Here is a 22,217-nt window from a genome sequence, read left to right on the forward strand (position 1 = left end):
TGGTAGTGTGGGGTTACCCATGTGAGAGTAAGTCATCGCCAGCTCATTATTCCTAAAAACACCCCAACCTAAACGTTGGGGTGTTTTTTTATGTGGGGAATAAAAGAAATAAAAGTTAAATATTAGGAATGATGAAAAATATTCAAGAGCTCAAGCACCTTTATTATGAAGCTTCTTGCTGTATTAAATTACTGCTATTCTTTAGCATGTATAATAATTGCCCTAAAAGAATATCTTTCTCTGCTAAAGCAATAATAATCATAGGATGATTCGCTGAAGGAACAGAGGTTAAGATCGCCTTGCCATTTTCTGCATCTAGAGTGATCGATTGGCAACCATTTAAGTGGATTTCCTGCATAAAAGCGGAAACCATCGCAAGAATTGAGCTGCTGACAGCCGCTAATTTTCCATTATTATAATTGTCTTTTTTATGAATAGTTGCAAGCTCAAAACCATCTGTTGAGCACAGCATAATAAAGTTAACACCTCTAACACTATGTATAATCTCTTGAATTTGATATTTAGCAAATTGAATTAGCTCTGGTGATGCTGCTCTGTTATTTTTAAGTGCAAACATAATGACTCCTTTATGCAGTTATTTGATGATTAACTTCTACAGAGGTGATTAATGCTTCAAGTAAAAGGAGTGCATCTTCTTTTTTTCGAGCATCGATAAAAAATAAAGGGGAATATAAATCCTGACTAATCAGCCAATCTTTGTAAATTAAAGTTGATTTTGTATTGTCTACATCTGTATGTGTAATACCAATTGCAATATTGTCAGTATGATTTTGAAATGTATCGAGATAGTTTTCGAGTTCTTCAATCGGGTTTTCAACTGTATGGTCGATTAAAATAATGGCACCAATAGCACCTTTACAGATGACAGACCAAATAAAATCAAAACGACTTTGCCCTGGAGTACCGTATAAACCGATTTTAATACCATCCTCAAGGGTGACTTCACCATAATCTATGCCGACCGTGGTTTCCATTTTATTGTGGCTTTGCTGATCGGTATTAAACGCTTCAGTCAGTAAAACAGGCACATCTGAGAGTGAGCGAATGGCTTCTGTTTTACCTGCTCCCATTGAGCCTGCAAAAACTATTTTATATTGTTGTAGAATCATAACTTATTCCTTAAAAGCCAAATTTTCTGCGTAATTTACCGAAAAAGCTTTGTATCGTATTTTGCTCTTCTTGTTTGATTTCCTGCGGTGGTGGGGCGTAATGCTTGTCCCAGATATTTATTTTTTCAATATTATTTGCTGCAATATTGGTTGCGATAAAGTGCCGTACTGTATTTTGCGACAAATTAAGTTGTTCTGCTATTTTTGAAATTTTCCCGCCCTGTATAAAGCAGGCGGATAATTGAAAAATAATTTTCCGATTAGATTGATCAGATGGTTTTGGCCATGTACGAATTTTATAATGACCATCTTCAGGAGCTAAATTGTCAATAACTTCAGGTGAGTTCCAGAATAGATTCCATAGCCAATCCTGTAATATAAACTTATCTTTGCGTGAGACTTTGGTTAGATCCGTTGTATTGGCTAAATTATAATGAAAACTATGGTTTGTACTTTTGATTGTCCTTTGCGTATTTAGCCAAGCCGTATTTTGAGCAGGGTGTATGACAGCTAAGGTTCCAGCATCATCGTGTAAATGTAATTTTGAGTTATGCTGGATATCATATAAATTAAGAAAAAACTTTTTATCTAAAGTCTCAGTTTCCATTTCATTCGTAATCAGAAGTTCATCAGATAGCGTTTCTTTATGGGGAGCACTAATCAAAGAGCGATTGATCCATTCAAATAAATTTTCTTGTTCAGTTACAGGTAAAAATAAGATGTTATTTTCAAGCTGTACTTGGGTTGATGATGGTATTGATGTTTTTAACCAAGGAAAGCATTTTTTATTAATGATTTGCTGTATGTTTTCTGTTTTGTAAAAGCTTTCATCAATACATAGGCAATCAATATTGGGATCTGTAGCAGTAACCCATTGGAGCATATAGTTTTGTGGGATTAAGCTACGGAGCTGAATTTTTAACTCTTCAGAATGATTGAGACTTAATCCGGCAATCGCAATATTGAGATTTTGCTTATTCATATGCTCACCCTGTTTAATTGGGTTTAGGGGAATTTAAGAACTAAAAAGCCTTGTAGATCTAAATATACAAGGCTTTTTTATCAGATTTAAGAAAAATTTAGTCCTTTTTCATAGCCTTTTAATTCATGACGTGCCATAGCTAAATTTGCTTTAGAACGATCAAGCACAAGATAAAGGAAAACATTATCATTTTTTTCAAGTGGGCGAATGATATGGTATTGCTTGCCTAAAGTAATCAAGATGTCTTCAATGGTATCATTTAGATTTAATGCTTTTGCCACACGTCGTTTAGAACGAACGACTTCTGTATTGCCAGCAGCAGCTAATTCCAGATCAATATCACCTCCGCCTTGTGTTGCAAGTGCTAAGCCACTTTCACTATCAACTAATGCAGCTGCATGGAAACCATCGATATTTGCTAATGAATCAAGTGATATTTTAGCCATATTTATTTTCTCTCTCTGATTGTTATAAAGAATTATTTGATATGTTTTTGGCTTGCTTGAACTGTTGGTTAACAAGTTAATTTCATTATAGAAGTGCGATTAATTTTATCAATGTAATTAATTTTCTAACCTAGTGTTATCAAAAGTGCAGCTAAAAAGTTGATCATTTTAGTCGGTTTAAATATGAATTGGTTCACATTTTTTCCAAATAAGTGCATATTCGTTGTGTTGTTTTACTGTAATATTTGGAATTATTTGATAATGTAAACAAATGTAAGAACTAGCGAAAAACCCATAAAATTACATGATTTAACGTAAAATTACATATTAATACATGGCGGGAGTTTTAAAGAGAGTAATTTTGAATGTTAGGTTGTTGAAAAGATAACCTATATTTAGGTTATCTTTTTTTGTGATTAAACAAAGATTTGAGTTGCTGCACAATATAAAACCCAAAGAATAATAAGCGCGACTATTGGTTCAAAAATTTTTGACCACTTTGGAACAGTCACTGCTAAAGTTTCTGAGTGATTGTGTAGATCTTCATTTGCATGAATTTGTGGTTGACTGACCATTTGATTAAACTCCTTCATTGTTGAGTCTAATGATATCTCTTCTTGCACGATCGGTTTAGAGCCTTTTAGCTCTGATAGACCATTTGTTAGCCAAACCCAGTCAGCGGCTTGACCTGAAAGATGTTCAATTTGTCCGATAAGGAGTTCATGTAATCCGTGAATTTTAAGATTACCAATATCATTGAGTTGTTTAAGCTCAGCCAATTGTAATTTTAATATCTCAGTGACGGTTTGCTCTAATTCCTTTTTAGGTAATATAGATTGATTGTTTGAAGAAGTGGTGAGATGACGTGCCACCTCTTGGATAAAGAGTTCATCGGGTGACGCTATTTCTTGATAAACTTTTTTGTCATCAGTACGCCAGAGTGTAATTAACTTACCTAATATCAGCGCATTAATTTCTAATAAATACTCTTTTCGTTCTTCTTTGCTGTATTGTTCGAGAAGCTGAGGCTTCTGAGTATAAATCTGCTCAGCAAAATATTGTACTAAATCAAAAGCCATCAACTTACTCCATATTATTTTAGTCTAATAACCGTAGGCTCGGTTTTTTCTTAGGTTGTTTGGTTTCTTCTGCCTGTGTGGTTGATTTTAAAGTATCTTCAGGGATTTGGGTATCTTCATATTCATTTGGATCAAAGAATAAACCTTGACCATTTTCACGTGCATAAATCCCAATTACCGCATTTAAGGGGATGTAAATATCACGCGAAACGCCACCAAAGCGAGCAGAGAAGGTGATGGTATTATTGCTCATATTTAATTGGTGTACGGCATGAGGTGCTAGATTGAGAACAATTTGCCCATCTTGAATAAATTGTTCTGGAACCATAGTATTTGGTTGGGTGGCATCGACCAATAAATGCGGGGTGAGATTGTTGTCACAAATCCATTCATAAATTGCACGAGCAAGATAAGGGCGTGTAGGAGTGAGGTTTAATTCTGCTTCAGACATTGAAAAATACTCTATTGATTAATTAAAATATCACGATATTTGTTTTTTTCCTGCATGGTCATCGACTTGGTAAAAGCAGGACGGGTAAATATACGTTGGCAATATAATAAAATGGGTCGGCAATGTTGTTTTGGCAGTTCAATCCCCATTGAATTTAACCGTAAAAAGATGGGGGCTAACATACAATCTAGAATGGTAAAATTTTCCGACATGAAATAGGGGAAATGCTGAAATAGGGGGGTTAAGGAAATCAGTATATCGCGCAGTTGCTTTTGGGCTTTGGCTTTTTCTTTTTCATTCAAGCTATCAGGGTGACGCAACATAATATCGGCAAGTTTTAACCAGTCTTGCTCGAAGCGCCAAATATATTGGCGTTGTTCTGAACGAGGTGCAGGAGCATCTGCATAGAGTTTATTTTGACGGTAACGATCATCTAAATATTCAGAAATAATTCCTGTATTGAATAGTTTGAGTTCGTTTTCAATCAGCATCGGCAATTGATTGTATGGATTTAAGCTCGCGAGATCTTCGTCGTCTTCATCCACCATAATAAGATGATATTTAATTTGCTTCTCGGCAAGGACATAGCGAATCCAATGTGAACGAAAGTCATCTGCATGGCTATACAGTGTAATTCCTTGAAGAGGTGCGGTTTCGACGGACATAATCCCAAACAAAGCAAAGTGAATGGAATAGGATACTAAAATTCAGCATGAAAATCACGAGAACAAATGAGAGAAATTTTAATCAGATGTGGTAGAGCAATAATTTATGCGCTTGTCTTTGATTTTATTGAGCATGGTTTTTTTAGGATGGCGAGGTAATTGCGGTATTGTTTTTTTAGTAATGAGTTGAATATGAAAATTCAAAATATTTAGACGATATACAAAAATTAAGACATAAAAAAGCCTTGGATAAACCAAGGCTTTTTGTCCGATTCGGTAAACGAATTAACGTTTAGAGAACTGAGGACGTTTACGTGCTTTACGTAAACCAAGTTTCTTACGTTCAACTTCACGAGCATCACGAGTAACGAAACCAGCTTGACGAAGAGCAGGTTTTAATGTTTCGTCAGAAGCGATCAACGCACGAGTAATACCGTGACGGATAGCGCCAGCTTGACCACCAATACCACCACCAGCAACAGTGATGTAAAGGTCAAACTTTTCAGTAACTTCAAGAAGTTCTAAAGGCTGACGAACAACCATACGAGCAGTTTCACGACCGAAATATTGCTCAAGTGTACGGTTGTTGATTACGAGTTTACCTGTACCAGCTGATAAGAAAACACGTGCAGTTGCGGTCTTACGGCGACCTGTACCATAATTAGTAGCCATGTGCTGTATCCCTTAGATGTCCAAAACTTGTGGCTGTTGAGCAGTATGAGGATGCTCAGAACCAGCGTACACTTTCATTTTTTTGATCATTGCATAACCAAGAGGACCTTTTGGTAACATACCTTTTACAGCTTTTTCTAAAACTGTTTCAGGTTTGTGAGCAATTAACTTCTCGAAGTTAGTCTCACGGATACCACCAGGGAAACCAGTATGGCGATAGTATTTCTTATCCTGAGCTTTTTTACCTGTTACAGTAATTTCTTCAGCATTGATAACAACGATGTAATCGCCAGTGTCAACGTGCGGAGTATAAGACGTTTTATGCTTACCGCGTAAACGACGAGCGATTTCAGTCGCAAGGCGACCTAAAGTTTTGCCAGAAGCATCAACAACATACCAGTCATGTTGAACTTCAGCAGGCTTAGCGCTGAGAGTTTTCATTAAACCACTACCTATTATAGTTGGTTTGGACTATGGAATCTGTCCAAACAAAAGGAGACCGAATTCTACCTGAAAGACAGGTGAATCACAATGAAAATATAGAATTTCAAGCGCTGTATTATAGGCTATTGCTCAATATTTGACTAGTGACTTTTAAGATAGTGTGCTATTTGTTTATTTTAATGAATATCAATGATTTGATTTGAAATAAAAATGCTGAAAGCAAAAATAAAAATGACAGCTGGGAGTACTAAAGTTCAATTTATTGGGCTAATTTTATTTGCGTATATTCTGCCAGTATTATGTATCCCTTTGTATTATCTTATAATTCAACCTAATGCTGGGTGTGGATCATATTTGTATTATTGGTTGTAATGGTTGCTATTACGTCGGGCTTGGCTTTACTCCTCATTTTACTTTGCATGATTGGGCAATTTATTTTATTGATTCCTATTGCTTAGGGTCTCTGTTTGATGGTGACTTTAAGCCTTGTATATCTGCTGTATTGCTGTTTTCCTCTAACGTTTCATTGGTTTCTTATGCCATGCAGTATTGCCTCTGTTATGGCTATTTTATTTATATTGGATTATTCATTGCTTATTTATCTGGTGCCATTGTTCCAACATCGTCCTAGCTAAAAACATAAAAATCAACGGTATTTATTTTCTAGATTCAGTAAAATAGCGGTACTGAAATAAATCTGCATAGGTCAGCCATGCTTCCTCTATATGTCACCAGCGGCGAGCCTGCTGGTATCGGTTCTGATATTTGCCTAAGTTTGGCAGATCGGATTGATGAGCGTCCAATTGTGGTTTTGGCAGATATTCATATGCTGAAGCAGCGGGCTGAAATTTTAAATCAGCATATAGAATTGATTGAGTATCAAGGACAATCTGATACATCTGCACAGGGGCAGCTTTATGTGGAGCATGTTGCATTAAATACAGAGGTTATTTTGGGGAAATTAAATTCTCAAAATTCAGCTTATGTATTAGAACAATTACGTCGTTCAGCCGATTATGCCATGCAGGGTAAAAGTGTGGGCGTTGCAACGGCACCCGTACAAAAATCAATTATAAATGATGCAGGCATTCATTTCAGTGGGCACACCGAATATTACCAAGAGTTTGCGGGTGTTGAACGTGTGGTCATGATGCTGGCAACCAAAACTTTACGGGTTGCTTTGGCGACCACGCATCTTGCATTACGCGATGTGCCAGATGCCATTACCGCAGAGCGTCTACATCAAGTGATTGATATTTTAATTTATGATTTAAAAACCAAATTTAAGATAGATCAGCCGCATATTTTGGTTTGTGGCTTAAATCCTCATGCAGGTGAAGACGGTTATTTAGGCCGTGAAGAAATTGAGGTGATTAATCCAGTGCTTGAAACCTATCGTGCACAAGGCATTGATATGAGTTTAAGCCTTCCTGCCGACACTTTATTTACGCCTGAACATTTAAAAGATGCAGATGCAGTTTTGGCGATGTATCACGATCAAGGCTTACCTGTGTTAAAATCTCAAGGATTTGGTGAAGCCATTAATATTACTTTAGGCTTACCGTTTATTCGTACTTCTGTAGATCATGGTACAGCGCTCTCCCTTGCAGGTACTGGACTGGCAAAAAGTTCAAGTTTGCACGTTGCTGTCGATTTAGCCCTTGATTTAGCCCGTCACTGATTTTTTGGTGAATAACCTTCACGTTGGAACTGTTTTTATGTATCAGATTAATGCCCTAAACCCAAAAGAAGAAGGGCATCAGGCTCGAAAACGATTTGGTCAAAACTTTTTACATGATCAACGTGTGATTGCCAAAATTGTGCGATCGGTCAACCCGCGTGCAGGTGAAAATATTGTTGAAATTGGTCCCGGTCTTGCAGCATTAACTTCACCTTTGATTGGTGAATGTGATGCTTTAACGGTGATTGAGCTGGATCGTGACTTGGCCGCTGGCTTACCGGGGCGTGTGCCATATCCTGAGCGTTTGACCATTGTTGAAGCGGATGCCTTAAAGTATGACTATACTGCGTTGTTTCAAGAAGATCGCCCATTACGTGTCGTCGGGAACTTGCCGTATAACATTTCAACGCCATTGCTTTTTCATCTTTTGGAATTTGGCGATAAAATTAAAGATATGCATTTCATGTTGCAAAAAGAAGTGGTTGATCGTATTACTGCTTCTCCAAATACCAAAGAATATGGCCGCTTATCGGTCATGATTCAGTATTATTGCAAACCGACATTTTTATTTGAAGTACCACCTGGATCTTTTAATCCGCCACCGAAAGTGACTTCTGCCGTATTCCGTTTAGAGCCTTATGCGGTGAAACCTGTGATTGCCAAAAATGAAAAAGCTTTGGCACGTTTGGTTTCACATGTCTTTACGCAGCGTCGTAAAACTTTGCGTAATAGTTTGAAAGGAATGTTAGTAGAAGAAGCTTTTGAAAATGTAGGCATTGACCCGATGGCGCGTCCAGAAAATTTAACGATGGCGCAATTTGTGGCTTTGTCAGATCAAATGGTGGCTTAAAAGTGGCTCGCTCCGATATTCGACACAACTATGTGATTGGTGATGTTCAGGGCTGTTTTGAAGCCTTGAAAGCATTACTAAAAGAAATTAAATTTGATCCCGATTTGGATTTTATTTGGTTTGCAGGCGATTTGGTTGCCCGTGGTGAAAATTCAATTGGTGTACTTCGTTTTGTTAAAAAGTTGGTTGATCGTGGCGTTGCTGCAACGGTATTGGGTAATCATGATTTAACACTTTTGGCCTGTGCACGTGGTTTAAAAGAGCTCAAAGATAAAGACAATACGCGTGATGTGATTGATGCTATTGACAGTGATGATCTGATTGATTGGCTACGTAAACAGCCGTTATGTCTTTTTCCAAATGATCAAACCATTTTGACACATGCCGGTATTCCATGTATTTGGTCGGCAGAGCAAACTTTTGCTTTTGCTAAAGAAGTTGAAGCCATTATTAGTCATGAAAATTTTGACTTAGTTGATGTTTTCTTAGCCGAAATGTACGGAAAACTACCTGATTTATGGTCGGATGATCTTGAAGGTAATGCACGTTTACGTTGTATTACCAACTATTTAACCCGTATGCGTTTAACCAATGCGCAAGGGAAAATGGAGTTTAGTTTTAAAGACTCATTGGATGACCCAATGCCTGCTGGTTTTCAGCCTTGGTTTGAATTTGAGTCAGAAGCTGCCAAAACGCATCAGATTATTTTTGGTCATTGGGCGGCATTACAGGGTAAAACCATTAATTCTCAGATTCAAAATGTCGATGGTGGTTGTGTGTGGGGCAATCAACTGGTTGCTTATCGCTTAGAAGACAAAGAAATTTTTAAAGTCGATAATCCAATGTTGTAATTTTTAGCTTTTTTAAAAAGCTGATTTAAGTCACATTGTCTGTGTCTAGTCCTGAAATAAAAAAAGCCGCAATTTTGCGGCTTTTTTATGCTGTCAGCTTAGTCTATTCGAATCCAAGTTTGATTGCGTCCTAAGGCTGAAACACCCATATAGGCTCTGAGGGTTAAGCGTTTGCCTGATGCACTCAATTTCATTTTTGCATCATAAATTTTGCCTGCAAGTGGGTCAATCACGCGACCATGTTCATAGTTGTTGGTGCCTTCCACATGTTTCAAGCCTTTGAGAAGCTCCATGCCTAAAATAGGTTTGTTGGTGTATGGTGCGGGGCATTTATTACATATTTCTCTTGGTGTATAACCAGGACGAGGTGTAATTTTCACAATTTGGCCGGTATAGGTGCCATTGCTTTCTTTACTGATTGCAATCACTGCTTTTGGAGAGCCTGTTTTATCATCAATTTGTTGCCACGTACCGCTTAAATCTTGTGCCAATACAGATCCACTTATTGCAGCACCAAGCAGCAGCAGTCCCAATTTCAAATTTAGCTTCATAAATATTCCTATGCGATTCCATCGCCATTTAAAACTTCAATTGGCGCAAAAGCCTATTCTTGGCGAATCCAGGTTTGTGTGCGGCCAATAGCAGAAATGCCGATATAGCCCCTTAAAAGCAGGCGTTTACCGTTAGTTGATTGTTTTCCTTTCAGATTGTAAATCTTACCAGAAAGCGGATCAAGGATTTGACCGCCAGCGTACAGGTTTTCTCCTTCAAATTTTAAATTTTTAAAGATTTCTAAACCTAAAATTGGCTGATCTGTATAAGGCGCAGGACAATTGACACAATTTTCCCGAGGGGTATAGCCTATGCGAGGGGTAATTTTAACAACTTTTCCTATAAAGGTATTATTTGAACTTTTATGAATTTCAATAATGGCTTTCGGTGAACCTGTTTTATCATCAATTTGTTGCCATGTTCCTGATAGATCTTGTGCCAATACATTGCTGCTAAAAAATAAACTGGCAAAAGTAACAAGCAAAATATTCTTTTTCATATCAATTCCTTTGCTTATGGAGAGTAATTTTTTTTATCGATTAAGAACATATTATGAGGGTCTGAAAATTAGTCAAGATATTGCGTCATAAAAAACAAAAATAATGTGAATTACTTAAACAATAGTGAATAAAAAAGCCACATAGTGTGGCTTTTTGTCAGCATTAATCATTTTTTATCCACGTTTGACTACGTCCCAAAGCCGAAATACCAACATAACCACGTAAATTTAGACGTTTGCCATTGGCACTCAATTTTGCTTTCATACTGTAAATATTGCCAGAAAGTGGGTCGATAATTTTACCGCCACTGAAATTGAGTCCCTCAACGTATTTTAACCCAGTTAATACGTCCATCCCCAGAATGGGTTTATTGGTATAAGGTGCTGGACATTTGATACAGGTTTCTTTAGGGGTATAGCCTGGACGTGGCGTTATTTTGATAACTTTTGCCGTGTATGTGCCATTTGATTCTTGGCGAATCTCAAGAATTGCTTTTGATGAACCTGTTTTATCATCAATATTTTTCCATGTCCCCGTGATGTCTTGTGCAAAGGCAAGACTACTGAGTGAAGAACAAACCAATGCTGTTAAAAGTGTAATACTTTTCATTAACAAATTCCTTTTTGATAATTTTGTGACTCATTTTCATTCTAGATTTATTTTTTATACTAAACAATCATTTGTTTGTTATTGTGATTTTTGAGTCACATTTTTTGTAAATAGAGTATAAATGTTGGCAACCATATGGCGGTAAATACAGCATTGACGGCCATTCCAAAAGCCGCATAGCGTCCAGCAACGCTACCTCTTTGCCATGCTTGGGCAGTACCAATGGCATGTGCAGCTAAGCCTAATGCCAAGCCCGATGCTCTTTCATCATGAATATGACGCAAAATAAATGGAGAAAATGCAGCACCAATCACGCCAGATAAAATCACAATCAGAATGACTAAACTAAGTGGGGCATGCAGTAGCGTAGCGATATTAATCGCAATGGGCGTGGTTACAGCACGTGTTGCAAATGCCATAATGCTTGCATCGGACATATGCAATAAATAAGCAAGTCCCATGGGCAATGCCACGGCACTAATACTGGCAAAGACCAAAATACCCACAATTGCTTTGAGCGGTAAGTCGTCATAACGCATTGCTGCTAGCGGAATGGCTAAGGCAACTGTGACGTAACCGAGCAAATGATTAAACAGAGGATTGACTTGGGTCATATAGGATTCATAAGGAATACCAAATACAAACAACAGCCCAATAATGAAGAACATCCCAATTACGATGATCGGAACTTGTGGAAGTTTTTTATTAATAGGTTTAGCAATCAGATAAGCCATCAGCGTGATTATAAAACCAGAAAGTACTGCGAACATATGATTTCCCTATAACCAGCGTTTGGCCATTTTTGCATACACCCATAATGGAATAAGGGTACTGATGAACATGACGATGAGAAAAAGCGGAATCTCTTTGCCCATTTGTACCAACATAATCAGTGAACCCGCACTAATGGGTAAAAAGGCAAAAGCACTTTCTTTCATAATTTTATTGTTGGTATCGACTAAACGTGCTGGTAATTTATGTACATTTCTCCAAACAAGTAATGTCATTAATAAAGCAATTAAACCGACGAGATTACCAAGTTCTGGATGATTCAATTGTGTCATTAACCAGACTGCTCCCTCACGAAAGCAGATGATTAATGCCAGTGTACCGATCCATGCAGGCCAGTCGATTGTTTTTATCCAGTCCATGTTTACCAAACTTTAAAATTATACTTATCACGTTTTAACCGATTTATCTTTTAATTTCAAATTCCTCAAGCGGTCTTTTAAACTGGGTGGCTTTATGACCTAAAATTTGGTCAATCGGTAGATGGGCTTGTTTAATCAATTGTTCCAGTTTTTGTGGGGCAATAATGACATGTAAGTGCAGGTTGCCTTGATCATCATAATTTTCAGTTTGAATGACATTGAGCGCATATAATTGAGTGCGCAATTTTCCATATTCTGGTTTTAACACCAGCTCGAAGCTTTGTAGTTGACCCATCAGACATTCTTGAACGGCTTGGCGTAATAGGTTTAAGCCTTGTTTAGAATGTGCTGAGACATAGACACGGTCAGGGACATGCGGCTTGGCATAGACAATTTTGGCATCTTCGCCACTAACATCAATTTTGTTATAGACACGCAGTACAGGAACGTCCACCCCGATTTCTTTTAAAACTTTCTCAACTGCTTCAATTTGCTCCATCATATCTGGACTACTAGAGTCAATGACATGGAGCAGTAAAGTTGCCTCCAACGTTTCTTCAAGCGTGGCTTTAAAGGATTCCACCAAAGCATGTGCAAGGTTACGGACGAAACCCACGGTATCCGCAAGGACTAAAGCACCAATACCATCCCAATTTAAACGGCGTAAAGTTGGATCTAGCGTTGCAAATAATTGATCTGCCGCATAAACATCGGAACGGGCCAATATATTGAATAATGTAGATTTACCTGCGTTGGTATAGCCCACTAAAGAGACCGTTGGAATAGCGGCTTTTTGCCGTGCAGCACGACCTTGGATACGGGTTTGGCGAACTTTTTCTAGCTTATCTTTTAGCTGTCCAATACGTAAACGCAGTAAGCGACGGTCTGTTTCTAATTGTGTTTCACCCGGCCCACGTAAACCAATACCACCTTTTTGACTGTCTAAACTAATGCCACTACCAACCAGTCGAGAAGAAAGATAGTCTAATTGTGCCAATTCAACTTGCAGTTTACCTTCGTGGGTACGTGCGCGTTGTGCAAAGATATCTAAAATGAGGCGAGTACGATCAATAACACGACATTGAATAATGCGTTCTAAATTACGTTCTTGAGAAGGGCTGAGGGCATGATCAAAAATCACCAAGTCTGCTTCTAAAGCTTTTGCTAATTCAGCGATTTCTTCAGCCTTTCCTGAGCCGATAAACAGTTTAGGATCTGGTTTAATGCGTTGAGCGGTAATGTGTTCTAGAATTTCAGCACCAGCTGACTGGGCCAATAAGCGAAATTCTTCAACATCAAGGTCATCTAACAGTTGTACGGATACACTGACTAATAGGGCACGGTTGCTACCTTGATGTTGCTCAATATATTCCACTAAATGCAATCTCAACTACATGAAAACTTCATTTTAGTGGAAAATTAATCCCGATAGTAAAAAATAGCGAAAACTTCGGCATGCATCGTAACAAAACATTGAGTGAATAAAAAAAGGGCAATGATTTACCCGAGCTATTTCTTTAATTTTATTTTAATAAATTGATAATATTGATAATTTTAGAATTTGAATATGCTTATTCTGGCGATATTGCTGTGGGTATAATTTGTGTTTTGGCTTAAAGTGCAGACTTAGTCATTTTCATCATGCAGCAAAAAAGTATTTGGTGGTTTTTATGATCAATGCAAGATGAAAATGAACAGTATAGAATGGCCGTACATAAACGATTAAATGCTGTATCTGGTAATTAGTGATCAATCTATGACTCAATCCTCTGTAACTGAAAGTTCGTCGTTAAATAGTATGTCTAAGTTTTTGTTATATAGTAAAAAATTGTTGGCTGGTTTGGGGGCGATTATACAAGGGTTTTATTTGGTTTTTCGTCATCGTTTATATAAAGATCCGAACAATCCCAATAATACGCGCTATGTGCAACATTTTTGCCGCCAGTTAAGCAAAGTATTTAATATTGAAGTTCAAATTCATGGTCAGATTCCAAGACAACCTGCTTTATGGGTGAGTAATCATATTTCTTGGTTAGATGTTGCTGTTTTAGGTTCAGGCGCTCGGGTTTTCTTTTTGGCAAAAGCTGAAATTGAAAAATGGCCATTATTTGGAAAATTGGCTAAAGGGGGCGGAACGCTGTTTATTAAACGGGGTTCTGGTGATTCAGTTAAAATTCGTGAACAAATTACGGCATTTTTAAAGCAAGATATTCCAGTGCTATTTTTCCCTGAAGCGACCACTTCCGATGGTTCAAAAATAAAAAAAATCTATGGGCGTATTTTAGGCGCGGCGATTGAGGCCAATCGTCCGATACAAATTTGCTTAATTTGTTATGTGAATCAACATGGACAACTGGATATGGTCGCGCCGTTTGTCGGTCACTTGAGTTTTATCGATCATGTTAAAAATGTTTTAGAAATGCCTAAAGTTACCGCTCATTTAATGACCTTGCCAGCAATTTCGGTTGAGGGGCATACCGTCGAGACTTTGACTCAAGAAGTCCAAACTAAAATGGTCGAAGGTTTAGCACAATTACAACATCGCGTTCTGCAAACCGACAGCGTAAATGACTAAAGATGAACAGCGAAGGAAAACAGTGCTTCTAGCAGGAAGGCTTACATAAAGCCTTCAATAGGCAGCCATGAAATGATTTTCACCCCCGCTTTTTGCCACCATTTCATTTTCGGTTCTTTGTGATAGATTTTAATGTCACCATTATGCTTTTTAATTTTCCAGTTGATATTTTGATTGGCATCTAAAACCAGCTTATAGGCATATTTAGATAAATTTTCATCCATTGTCTCATGAATGGCTTTGGCTAAATTGGGGCTGTTTAGTAGAACGCCAATTTCAGTATTTAGATAGGCTGAACGAGGGTCGAAATTGAAAGAGCCAATAAAGACTTGTTTTTGATCAATCGCCATCAATTTGGCATGCAGGCTGGAACGGCTTAAACCTTTTAAGCTGACTTTGGTTTTTTCCGCAATTTCCTCTGTATTGGCATTTAAGTTTTCAGCTTCAGGTGCAGACAGAAACTCATATAGTTCTACCTTATTTTTTAATAAATCTTTGCGATATTTAGCATAAAAGGCATGGACGACAGCGACATCATTGGCTTTAAAAGAATTGGTCAGGACACGGACTTGAATATTACTTTGAGCCAGATCGCTGAGCATTTTTTCGCCTTTCTTTTCAGGGACGAAATAAGCTGAAACGATATCCACACTGTGTTCTGGGTTTTCTAAATGATTAATCAGCTGAAAATTTAAATATTGTTCTTTTTTGGCTTTGGATTTGATTTTACTCGGTGAATCATGAACGACTTCGGCCTTGACCCAATCAAATTGAATACTATTATTGAGCCACTTTTCAACATTATGTGATCGGGTGGCTAAATCAAGATAATTTTGTACGGTAATCTCTTGATAATAAGTATTGAGTTGTTGTTTTAAACTTTCAAAACGCAAGGCATAGTGTCTTGAGTTAACAATTTGTTTTACTGGAAATGCATATTCATCATTCCAGTATTCATCAAAAGAATGAATAATTTCATCAGATGCAGAGCCGACCAGCATGACATCGACATCGGAAAATTGATAATTGTCACTGACGTTATAATATTGATTACTCATATTGCGACCGCCAATCAAGGAAATTTGATTGTCTGCAATAAAGCTTTTGTTATGCATACGACGGTTAATGCGTTTTAAGTCGAGCACCATATCCATGGCACGGTAATGTCTAAATCGGTAGGGGTTATAGAGTTTGACATCAATATTTTGATGTTGATCGAGTGCAAGATAAATCCCTTCCATTTTTTTAGCATTGTTATCATCCATCAATAAACGGACTTTTACACCACGATCAGCTGCTTTAATAATAGAATAAAGTGCCAGTGAACCAATTCTATCGTTATCCCAAATATAATATTGCAAATCTAAGGTTTTTTCTGCTTTATCAATGAGATGTATGCGCGCTGCTAAAGCTTCAAGCGGATCATATAGAATATGATAACCCGTTAAATTTGGATTTTGTTCTCTTAACGGTTCAACGATTTTAGCAAGTGAGGTTTGCTCCGTTTCAGTATCGAACGCATATTCCATCGGTTGAGGTGTTTGTTTGGGGAGTGTTGAACATGCAGGCACCCCTAAAATGAGGCTACAACTCAGCAATACAGCAGTTTTATAGGTAGAAGAACCATACCCTTTACCGCTGTTTAATTGTGCTATTTGTTGGGGAGATCGCGCCATATTTTATAAACAATACCAAAAATTGGTTTGAGTATAAGTGCCAGCTGTGAAAAGATAAATATCAAAAGAGATGAATGATGTCATATCATCGTTATCATTAGAGAAGTTATTATGTGGGATACGCACTCCGTCGTTTTTTATTTTTATATCAGTTTTGTCGTGATCGGACTTTGGGGTGTTGCACAGGCATGGCTAAGCCAAACGCGTACTGAAACCATTCATCCCTTTAAAGCCTTTGTTCATTTATTGGCATTTTATTTATCTTATTTACTTTTCCCTTTATTTTTCTTTAGCTTGTATGCAGGGTGGAGTGGCTATTACTCTCTTCATGAAGCCATTTTTATTTTCGTACTCAGTTGTCTGCTAATTTATGCACGCTTTATTGAACCCCATCATGTCGGGGTGAAAACCATGCAATATCAATTGAATCCCGATCAAAAAATGCAGCAGCCGATTAAAATTGCATTGATTGCCGATTTACATATTGGTTTATTTTCAGGGCATGAACGTCAGCTTAACATTATTGTAGCGAAAATTAATCAGCAGAATCCAGATTTGGTTGTGGTTGCAGGGGATTGGACTTATGAACCAGAAAACACACTTGCCGATGAACTGGCGATTTTAAAACAGATCAAAGCCCCCGTTTATTCGGTGAATGGCAATCATGATGAACAGTATCCTGGGCCCCCGATTCAAAATTTATTAAGACATGCTTTGATGGTCAATAATGTGATTGATATTGAAGGCCAGATGGTGGAGTTTGATGAATTTCGTTTGCTTGGGGTGGGCGATTTATGGGCGGGAAAAACCGATATGCGTTATATGCCAGACTTACCGCAAGATAAGCCATGGGTACTTTTATCACATAATCCCGATACGGTAGATATGGTGCCACAATTACCAACACGGCCATTAATGTTGTCTGGGCATACGCATGGCGGACAAGTTGAGCTGCCGTGGCTCACCAATTATATTATGAAGAAAGTCTCTATTCTTGGACACAAAAAGGGGCTGTATCAACATGAAAATGCCGATGTCTTTGTTACGGTTGGAACGGGAATGGTCGGTGTACCATTTCGTTTTCGTGTCCCTCCAACCATTGATATTATTGAGTTGGTTTAACGCGGAAATATAAATTTGTGTGTTGATCATTTAAGCTATGATAAAGATCAAATAAGAACCATAGGAGGAGACAATGTCTTTTTCGCAAGAAGTGGGACAGTTTTTTGATTTAACAGAAACGCAATCGGCACAGCTCGAAGCGGGTTTAATCACATTAGAGCAGGATTTTCAGCAAGCAGGAAAGGATGAGGTGAATACGCCAGAATTTGCGCGTGCATTTTATCAACAGTTTGAGCAACGGATCGCGGCATTTGGCTTTAATGAAAATAATGTGGAAGCCTTGCTTGAGCATTTATATGGCACAGAACGTTATCGCCAACTGGTGACTTACATTGTTCCGAGTTATTACAATGCCGGTGGCGATCGCATGGTCTTTGAAGAGATCTATCAAGAAATGTTAAGTGATGAACAAATCTGAGAAAACCATGTTAACCGCAGAAGAAATCATATAAAAAAACCAGCGTGAAATGACGCTGGTTTTTTTAGGCTTTGATGAACTTAAACTTGGTTATTGACGTCATCATTTTTTGTTTCACGAATGGCTAAGAAAGCCAGCAGTGACAAGATGGATGCAGCAGTTAAATAGTAACCGACCGCTTGTAAACCATACGTGGTGGCAAGTTTGGTTGCAATTAGTGGCGCAAAAGATGCCCCAAAAATACCCGCAAGGTTAAAGGTTAAGGCCGAACCTGTATAACGAACTGAAATCGGGAAGATTTCAGACAGTACCGTTCCGATTGGGCCATATGTCATCCCCATCAAGGATAAACCTAAGCACAGGAACAGGAAGACCATTATTGTGCTGCCAGATTCAAGCATACTCGAGAACACTAAACCGAATAATGCACAGGCGATACAGACACCAATAGAGGTCGCTCTACGACCAAATTTTTCGGCAAAAACAGCAGAAAGCGGAATGAATGCAGCAAAGCAAAATGTCGCAACCAATTGAAGTTTTAAGAATTCAGCACGGGTATAACCAAGTTTTGTGGTTCCCCAGTTGAGTGCGAAGACCGTGGTTAAATAAAATACGACAAAGGTACAAATTGCAGCAATCGTACCCAAAATAAGCATGCGCCAATGTTTGGTCATGACTTCTTTAAATGGAATATTGACTTCTTTTTGCTTATCCAAGACTTTTTGAAATGCAGGTGTTTCGTGCAGTTTTAGACGAATCCAAAGACCGACAATCACCAGCAGGGAACTTGCAATGAAGGGAATACGCCAGCCCCATTGCATGAAGTCTGCTTCAGACATCAATGCGCCTAGGGTTAAAAAGGAACCTGTGGCTAAAATAAAGCCGATAGGTGCCCCAAGTTGCGGGAACATGCCATACCAAGCCCGTTTGCCTTCAGGTGCATTTTCAGTGGCAAGCAGTACCGCACCACTCCATTCACCGCCTAAACCCAGCCCTTGTCCTAAACGACAAAGTGCCAGTAGTAGTGGTGCAGCAAGACCAATTTGCGCATAGGTAGGCAGTAAACCAATACAAACGGTGGAAATACCCATGGTCAGCAGAGCTGCAACCAGTGTGGCCTTACGACCAATTCGGTCACCCAAATGCCCAAAGAGTGCTGCACCAATCGGGCGAGCAATAAAGGCAATAGCAAATGTGGCTAAGGACTGGATGGTTGCTGTCGTCGGGTCTGTACTTGCAGGAAAGAACAGATGAGGAAAAATGATGACCGCAGCAGTGGCATAAATATAAAAATCGAAAAATTCGATTGTTGTACCGACAAGGCTTGCGCTAAGGACACGAAATTTTGAGTTGGTCGCTACTTCTTGAGCAGCGATAGAATTTGATGACGCCATAAGAACCTTACACTTAGTAAAAATAAAAAAACTTAATTTTAAAAGGGTAATCTTTTTAAAAAAGGCGTAATTTCTTAAAAAAATACGAAATACCGACTCATGTCTACGGCTTTAGGGTTACTAAAAAATGTAGAAATAGAGGGTTATATCACGTAAAGATAGATGGCTAAGAAATGTGATCCAGCACCAATCAATACAAAAACATGCCAGATAGCATGGGTGTATCTTACTCTTTTTAAGGCATAAAACAATGCACCAACGGTGTAAGCAAGCCCACCAATGATGAGGTAGGTTAAGGCTGGTTTACTTAAAAAGCGTTGCATATCATCCATGACCAGTACTGCAAGCCAGCCCATCAACAGATATGCGAAAAGCGAAATTTTATGAAAACGATGAATGAAAACTAACTTGAATAGTGTACCAATTGCAGCAATCACCCAAAGTGCAATTAACAAGTAATGCGCTTTTGCTGTGGGAATTGCGATAGATAGAAAAGGGGTATAGGTTCCAGCGATCAAATAATAAATAGCAGTGTGATCCAGTTTTTTGTACCAATAACGTTTGGTGTCGTCAGTGGCAAAGTGATAAATGGCGGAACTTGAAAAAAGCAGGATCATACTGAGCGCATAGACACATAAGCCTAGAAATTGTCCTCGTGGTAAATAACTGCCTTTAATCAACAGCAAGACACCCGCAATGACAGCGAGTACTGCACCCAGTGCATGACTTATTGCATTAATTTTTTCTTCACGTGGATCGTAAGATTGCATATTGGAGGTCGTCATGGTGGATTGCTATTATTAAAAATACACTTGTATAGTAATGAAATTTTACCTTTAAAGTAAGAAGTTTTACACTCACAGCTTAATTTATTCGAGTTATCTTCATGTCGCAATTGGCTTCTTCTTTTATTCAGGAACAACAATTCTTAGATGCCTTTCAGCAAGCCATTGAAAAACAAAGTTTTGATCGAATAATTCTAAGCCAATATAAAGGTGAATTAGAACATTTAGAGAAAATCACGTTACGCGTTATTCTATTACAAGATCAGCCTGTTTTAAGTGCTTTGTATCGTTATAAGACTCAGGATGTCACCAAAAATTATCCTTTGGCAGAAGCGCAGCAACTCATTCAAGATTTATTGGCACACTGTAAACAAGCCAATATTTTGACCCATACAGAAGAGCTGCAACTGAAAAAAAATAAGAAAAAAGCGATGTTGACGGTCACTAAAAATCAAGCTGTAGCCAAGGCTCAGACTTTAGAACAGCAACAGGGACATGATCGTGCCAAGCATCGTTATGTTGATCAGGACAGTTATTTTTTACAACCGTTAGGGATTACCGACAACAAAGCACAAATTATTCCAAGTATGGCGCGTAAGTGGAAACAGATTAATAAATTTGTGGAAATTTTTTCAGGTGCTTTAGATCAAATTACAGCGCAAGAGCATACGTTACGGGTGGTTGATTTTGGTTCGGGCAAAGGCTATCTGACCTTTGCTTTATATGATTATTTAGCCAAACAAGGTCAAACGCCATTTGTCACTGGGGTAGAGCTGAACCCTAAAATGGTCGAATTTTGTCAAAAGGTGGTGCAAGCGTCGCAATTTACACAACTGGATTTTTTCCAAGGCGATGTCCGCACCTATCAGCCTGAACACCTAGATGTAATGATTGCGCTACATGCGTGTGATGTGGCCACGGATTTTGCCATTCATACAGGAATTCGTTTAAATGCCCAAATGATTATGTGCGCGCCGTGTTGTCATAAAGAATTACGTCCACAGATGCAAAGCCCAACGGTGCTGAAGCCGATGTTGCAATTTGGGATTCATGCTGGACAACAAGCGGAAATGCTCACCGATACCATTCGTGCCTTATTGTTAAAAGCCTATGGCTATGAAACCAAAGTTTTTGAGTTTGTGGCTTTGGAACATACCAGTAAAAATAAAATGATTTTGGCGACCAAGCGTCAAAATTTTGAAGCCCCTGATCAGGCTGTTTTGGCGCAAATTGTAGCGTTAAAACAAATGTATGGTATTCAAAAACACTCGCTTGAATTGCTGCTAAATCATCAGTGGGATCAGCAAGATATTGGCGAAAAGTGTTAATTTAAAATGAATAAAGCAGTTGCAATGCTGCTTTTTATTTCTAGGAAGATGATTTTTGATGACCCAATTTATGATACGCACAGGCAGTTGGGATGAATTGCAAAATGATGCAAAACTGATTCGTGAACAGGTGTTTATTCATGAACAGCTCATTGCTGCTGAAGATGAATGGGATGCAGAAGATGCCATTGCTTTACATTTTGTGGTTTTAGATCAGCATCAGCCGATTGCTACGGCACGACTTTTGAAAAATAACAGTGTCGGGCGTGTTGCTGTATTGAAAGAATATCGCGGCAAGGGCATTGGCCGTTTGTTGATGCTGGAAATTATTCAACAGGCGAAACATGAACAGCGTGAATTTTTAAAGTTGTCTTCACAGGTTCATGCCATCGCATTTTATCAAAGTTTGGGTTTTAAAGTTCAGGGTGATGAATATTTGGATTGTGGTATTGCACATGTGGATATGCGACTTTTATTAACTTGATGGAATGATTGATTTTGAATAAATTAAAAAATATTCAGTATTCGATTCTTTAAAACTAGCATTGCCTCATTTGATTGATTGAATTTTTATGCCTTTTTGTAGGCATTATCTCTACTTTTGAAAGGTCACAATGAGGATCTCAAAATATATTTTTAGTCCGCAAGAAAAACCTTTTGTTTCCCATACACGATATCCTGAGCCAGTTTTAAGGCACTGCTTTAAAATGCAGCGCAAGGATGGGAAACGTGTGGCATCCATGCCACACTCATGAATCGAACATTTCCTAAAGTTTTTTTAATTTTGCTTTACGAAAGAATTCTAATGATTGAAATGATTGATGTTTAAAAAATAAAAGCCACTTCTTCGTGGCTT

The 22,217-nt window shown here is 38.2% G+C and carries 27 protein-coding genes; 9 read left to right on the forward strand and 18 right to left on the reverse strand.

Annotated features, from left to right (window positions below; all coding sequences use genetic code 11):
• Positions 1–163 precede the first annotated feature (163 nt).
• The 9 genes from BLV99_RS11170 to rplM form a co-directional block, all read right to left on the reverse strand.
• Positions 164–577 carry a roadblock/LC7 domain-containing protein gene (locus BLV99_RS11170; RefSeq protein WP_086185402.1) on the reverse strand — a complete coding sequence of 138 codons (414 nt, stop codon included), beginning with the start codon at positions 575–577 and terminating at the stop codon, positions 164–166.
• Positions 578–587: 10 nt separating this feature from the next.
• On the reverse strand, positions 588–1,130 hold the full coding sequence (locus BLV99_RS11175; protein WP_086164835.1) for a GTP-binding protein: 543 nt from the start codon (positions 1,128–1,130) through the stop codon (positions 588–590).
• A gap of 10 nt (positions 1,131–1,140) precedes the next feature.
• Positions 1,141–2,112, reverse strand: coding sequence for a hypothetical protein (locus BLV99_RS11180; RefSeq protein WP_092690660.1), 972 nt, complete (start codon positions 2,110–2,112; stop codon positions 1,141–1,143).
• Positions 2,113–2,198: 86 nt separating this feature from the next.
• On the reverse strand, positions 2,199–2,558 hold the full coding sequence (locus BLV99_RS11185; RefSeq protein ID WP_086185400.1) for a roadblock/LC7 domain-containing protein: 360 nt from the start codon (positions 2,556–2,558) through the stop codon (positions 2,199–2,201).
• A gap of 416 nt (positions 2,559–2,974) precedes the next feature.
• Complete coding sequence (locus tag BLV99_RS11190; protein WP_086185399.1) at positions 2,975–3,637, reverse strand: hypothetical protein; 663 nt, start codon at positions 3,635–3,637, stop codon at positions 2,975–2,977.
• Between the two features lie 19 nt (positions 3,638–3,656).
• Positions 3,657–4,088: a ClpXP protease specificity-enhancing factor gene (locus tag BLV99_RS11195; RefSeq protein WP_092690663.1), complete on the reverse strand. Its 432-nt coding sequence runs from the start codon at positions 4,086–4,088 to the stop codon at positions 3,657–3,659.
• 11 nt (positions 4,089–4,099) lie between these two features.
• Positions 4,100–4,753 carry a glutathione S-transferase N-terminal domain-containing protein gene (locus BLV99_RS11200; protein ID WP_086185397.1) on the reverse strand — a complete coding sequence of 218 codons (654 nt, stop codon included), beginning with the start codon at positions 4,751–4,753 and terminating at the stop codon, positions 4,100–4,102.
• A 285-nt stretch (positions 4,754–5,038) separates the two neighbouring features.
• Positions 5,039–5,425, reverse strand: a complete 387-nt coding sequence (gene rpsI / locus BLV99_RS11205) for a 30S ribosomal protein S9 (protein ID WP_004647927.1) — start codon at positions 5,423–5,425, stop codon at positions 5,039–5,041.
• A 12-nt stretch (positions 5,426–5,437) separates the two neighbouring features.
• Entirely contained in the window at positions 5,438–5,866 is a 429-nt protein-coding gene (gene rplM / locus BLV99_RS11210; protein WP_004647928.1) for a 50S ribosomal protein L13, read from the reverse strand.
• Between the two features lie 337 nt (positions 5,867–6,203).
• On the opposite strand from rplM, the gene BLV99_RS18055 reads away from it, so the two are divergent.
• From BLV99_RS18055 to BLV99_RS11225, 4 genes are all read left to right on the forward strand, one after another.
• Positions 6,204–6,500: a hypothetical protein gene (locus tag BLV99_RS18055; RefSeq protein ID WP_139243542.1), complete on the forward strand. Its 297-nt coding sequence runs from the start codon at positions 6,204–6,206 to the stop codon at positions 6,498–6,500.
• A gap of 81 nt (positions 6,501–6,581) precedes the next feature.
• Positions 6,582–7,550, forward strand: a complete 969-nt coding sequence (gene pdxA, locus BLV99_RS11215; RefSeq protein WP_092690666.1) for a 4-hydroxythreonine-4-phosphate dehydrogenase PdxA — start codon at positions 6,582–6,584, stop codon at positions 7,548–7,550.
• A gap of 37 nt (positions 7,551–7,587) precedes the next feature.
• Positions 7,588–8,400 carry a 16S rRNA (adenine(1518)-N(6)/adenine(1519)-N(6))-dimethyltransferase RsmA gene (gene rsmA / locus BLV99_RS11220; protein ID WP_092690669.1) on the forward strand — a complete coding sequence of 271 codons (813 nt, stop codon included), beginning with the start codon at positions 7,588–7,590 and terminating at the stop codon, positions 8,398–8,400.
• A 17-nt stretch (positions 8,401–8,417) separates the two neighbouring features.
• Positions 8,418–9,251, forward strand: coding sequence for a symmetrical bis(5'-nucleosyl)-tetraphosphatase (locus tag BLV99_RS11225; protein ID WP_086185409.1), 834 nt, complete (start codon positions 8,418–8,420; stop codon positions 9,249–9,251).
• Between the two features lie 98 nt (positions 9,252–9,349).
• On the opposite strand, the gene BLV99_RS11230 is transcribed toward BLV99_RS11225, so the two are convergent.
• The 6 genes from BLV99_RS11230 to hflX form a co-directional block, all read right to left on the reverse strand.
• Positions 9,350–9,802 (reverse strand): DUF2147 domain-containing protein, encoded by a 453-nt coding sequence (locus BLV99_RS11230; protein ID WP_092690671.1) that lies wholly within the window; start codon positions 9,800–9,802, stop codon positions 9,350–9,352.
• A 53-nt stretch (positions 9,803–9,855) separates the two neighbouring features.
• Positions 9,856–10,302, reverse strand: coding sequence for a DUF2147 domain-containing protein (locus BLV99_RS11235; protein WP_086185393.1), 447 nt, complete (start codon positions 10,300–10,302; stop codon positions 9,856–9,858).
• A gap of 163 nt (positions 10,303–10,465) precedes the next feature.
• Complete coding sequence (locus BLV99_RS11240) at positions 10,466–10,912, reverse strand: DUF2147 domain-containing protein (protein WP_092690674.1); 447 nt, start codon at positions 10,910–10,912, stop codon at positions 10,466–10,468.
• Between the two features lie 95 nt (positions 10,913–11,007).
• Positions 11,008–11,682 (reverse strand): LrgB family protein, encoded by a 675-nt coding sequence (locus tag BLV99_RS11245; protein WP_092690677.1) that lies wholly within the window; start codon positions 11,680–11,682, stop codon positions 11,008–11,010.
• Between the two features lie 9 nt (positions 11,683–11,691).
• Positions 11,692–12,063 carry a hypothetical protein gene (locus tag BLV99_RS11250; protein WP_086185390.1) on the reverse strand — a complete coding sequence of 124 codons (372 nt, stop codon included), beginning with the start codon at positions 12,061–12,063 and terminating at the stop codon, positions 11,692–11,694.
• Positions 12,064–12,106: 43 nt separating this feature from the next.
• Positions 12,107–13,438, reverse strand: a complete 1,332-nt coding sequence (hflX, locus tag BLV99_RS11255; RefSeq protein WP_092690679.1) for a ribosome rescue GTPase HflX — start codon at positions 13,436–13,438, stop codon at positions 12,107–12,109.
• 381 nt (positions 13,439–13,819) lie between these two features.
• Here hflX and BLV99_RS11260 point away from each other — a divergent pair, with 381 nt between their 5' ends.
• Positions 13,820–14,638: a lysophospholipid acyltransferase family protein gene (locus BLV99_RS11260; protein ID WP_092690806.1), complete on the forward strand. Its 819-nt coding sequence runs from the start codon at positions 13,820–13,822 to the stop codon at positions 14,636–14,638.
• 41 nt (positions 14,639–14,679) lie between these two features.
• Here BLV99_RS11260 and BLV99_RS11265 read toward each other — a convergent pair whose 3' ends face one another.
• Positions 14,680–16,314, reverse strand: coding sequence for a phospholipase D family protein (locus BLV99_RS11265; protein ID WP_092690683.1), 1,635 nt, complete (start codon positions 16,312–16,314; stop codon positions 14,680–14,682).
• 111 nt (positions 16,315–16,425) lie between these two features.
• Between BLV99_RS11265 and BLV99_RS11270 the strand changes: the two genes are divergently transcribed.
• On the forward strand, positions 16,426–17,436 hold the full coding sequence (locus BLV99_RS11270; RefSeq protein WP_086185389.1) for a metallophosphoesterase: 1,011 nt from the start codon (positions 16,426–16,428) through the stop codon (positions 17,434–17,436).
• Positions 17,437–17,509: 73 nt separating this feature from the next.
• Positions 17,510–17,854, forward strand: a complete 345-nt coding sequence (locus BLV99_RS11275) for a hypothetical protein (RefSeq protein WP_092690686.1) — start codon at positions 17,510–17,512, stop codon at positions 17,852–17,854.
• 80 nt (positions 17,855–17,934) lie between these two features.
• Here BLV99_RS11275 and BLV99_RS11280 read toward each other — a convergent pair whose 3' ends face one another.
• Entirely contained in the window at positions 17,935–19,248 is a 1,314-nt protein-coding gene (locus tag BLV99_RS11280; RefSeq protein WP_092690689.1) for an MFS transporter, read from the reverse strand.
• Positions 19,249–19,391: 143 nt separating this feature from the next.
• Positions 19,392–20,033: a PAQR family membrane homeostasis protein TrhA gene (gene trhA / locus BLV99_RS11285; RefSeq protein WP_092690692.1), complete on the reverse strand. Its 642-nt coding sequence runs from the start codon at positions 20,031–20,033 to the stop codon at positions 19,392–19,394.
• Positions 20,034–20,134: 101 nt separating this feature from the next.
• Between trhA and BLV99_RS11290 the strand changes: the two genes are divergently transcribed.
• Positions 20,135–21,361 (forward strand): class I SAM-dependent methyltransferase, encoded by a 1,227-nt coding sequence (locus tag BLV99_RS11290; RefSeq protein ID WP_092690694.1) that lies wholly within the window; start codon positions 20,135–20,137, stop codon positions 21,359–21,361.
• Positions 21,362–21,419: 58 nt separating this feature from the next.
• On the forward strand, positions 21,420–21,845 hold the full coding sequence (locus BLV99_RS11295; protein WP_092690697.1) for a GNAT family N-acetyltransferase: 426 nt from the start codon (positions 21,420–21,422) through the stop codon (positions 21,843–21,845).
• The last annotated feature ends 372 nt before the right edge of the window (positions 21,846–22,217 follow it).

Source organism: Acinetobacter kyonggiensis (assembly GCF_900107285.1).
Lineage (GTDB): Bacteria > Pseudomonadota > Gammaproteobacteria > Pseudomonadales > Moraxellaceae > Acinetobacter > Acinetobacter kyonggiensis.

What these genes read in the sequence shown, in the direction of transcription:
- rpsI (WP_004647927.1), bottom strand. Translation starts at nt 5,425, where the DNA reads ATGGCTACTAATTATGGTACAGGTCGCCGTAAGACCGCAACTGCACGT.
- BLV99_RS11175 (WP_086164835.1), bottom strand. Translation starts at nt 1,130, where the DNA reads ATGATTCTACAACAATATAAAATAGTTTTTGCAGGCTCAATGGGAGCA.
- BLV99_RS11235 (WP_086185393.1), bottom strand. Translation starts at nt 10,302, where the DNA reads ATGAAAAAGAATATTTTGCTTGTTACTTTTGCCAGTTTATTTTTTAGC.
- BLV99_RS11245 (WP_092690677.1), bottom strand. Translation starts at nt 11,682, where the DNA reads ATGTTCGCAGTACTTTCTGGTTTTATAATCACGCTGATGGCTTATCTG.
- rsmA (WP_092690669.1), top strand. Translation starts at nt 7,588, where the DNA reads ATGTATCAGATTAATGCCCTAAACCCAAAAGAAGAAGGGCATCAGGCT.
- BLV99_RS11270 (WP_086185389.1), top strand. Translation starts at nt 16,426, where the DNA reads ATGTGGGATACGCACTCCGTCGTTTTTTATTTTTATATCAGTTTTGTC.
- BLV99_RS11290 (WP_092690694.1), top strand. Translation starts at nt 20,135, where the DNA reads ATGTCGCAATTGGCTTCTTCTTTTATTCAGGAACAACAATTCTTAGAT.
- BLV99_RS11240 (WP_092690674.1), bottom strand. Translation starts at nt 10,912, where the DNA reads ATGAAAAGTATTACACTTTTAACAGCATTGGTTTGTTCTTCACTCAGT.
- BLV99_RS11200 (WP_086185397.1), bottom strand. Translation starts at nt 4,753, where the DNA reads ATGTCCGTCGAAACCGCACCTCTTCAAGGAATTACACTGTATAGCCAT.
- BLV99_RS11190 (WP_086185399.1), bottom strand. Translation starts at nt 3,637, where the DNA reads ATGGCTTTTGATTTAGTACAATATTTTGCTGAGCAGATTTATACTCAG.
- BLV99_RS11230 (WP_092690671.1), bottom strand. Translation starts at nt 9,802, where the DNA reads ATGAAGCTAAATTTGAAATTGGGACTGCTGCTGCTTGGTGCTGCAATA.
- BLV99_RS11280 (WP_092690689.1), bottom strand. Translation starts at nt 19,248, where the DNA reads ATGGCGTCATCAAATTCTATCGCTGCTCAAGAAGTAGCGACCAACTCA.
- rplM (WP_004647928.1), bottom strand. Translation starts at nt 5,866, where the DNA reads ATGAAAACTCTCAGCGCTAAGCCTGCTGAAGTTCAACATGACTGGTAT.
- pdxA (WP_092690666.1), top strand. Translation starts at nt 6,582, where the DNA reads ATGCTTCCTCTATATGTCACCAGCGGCGAGCCTGCTGGTATCGGTTCT.
- BLV99_RS11180 (WP_092690660.1), bottom strand. Translation starts at nt 2,112, where the DNA reads ATGAATAAGCAAAATCTCAATATTGCGATTGCCGGATTAAGTCTCAAT.
- BLV99_RS18055 (WP_139243542.1), top strand. Translation starts at nt 6,204, where the DNA reads ATGCTGGGTGTGGATCATATTTGTATTATTGGTTGTAATGGTTGCTAT.
- BLV99_RS11170 (WP_086185402.1), bottom strand. Translation starts at nt 577, where the DNA reads ATGTTTGCACTTAAAAATAACAGAGCAGCATCACCAGAGCTAATTCAA.
- trhA (WP_092690692.1), bottom strand. Translation starts at nt 20,033, where the DNA reads ATGACGACCTCCAATATGCAATCTTACGATCCACGTGAAGAAAAAATT.
- BLV99_RS11260 (WP_092690806.1), top strand. Translation starts at nt 13,820, where the DNA reads ATGACTCAATCCTCTGTAACTGAAAGTTCGTCGTTAAATAGTATGTCT.
- BLV99_RS11250 (WP_086185390.1), bottom strand. Translation starts at nt 12,063, where the DNA reads ATGGACTGGATAAAAACAATCGACTGGCCTGCATGGATCGGTACACTG.
- BLV99_RS11265 (WP_092690683.1), bottom strand. Translation starts at nt 16,314, where the DNA reads ATGGCGCGATCTCCCCAACAAATAGCACAATTAAACAGCGGTAAAGGG.
- BLV99_RS11275 (WP_092690686.1), top strand. Translation starts at nt 17,510, where the DNA reads ATGTCTTTTTCGCAAGAAGTGGGACAGTTTTTTGATTTAACAGAAACG.
- BLV99_RS11195 (WP_092690663.1), bottom strand. Translation starts at nt 4,088, where the DNA reads ATGTCTGAAGCAGAATTAAACCTCACTCCTACACGCCCTTATCTTGCT.
- BLV99_RS11185 (WP_086185400.1), bottom strand. Translation starts at nt 2,558, where the DNA reads ATGGCTAAAATATCACTTGATTCATTAGCAAATATCGATGGTTTCCAT.
- BLV99_RS11295 (WP_092690697.1), top strand. Translation starts at nt 21,420, where the DNA reads ATGACCCAATTTATGATACGCACAGGCAGTTGGGATGAATTGCAAAAT.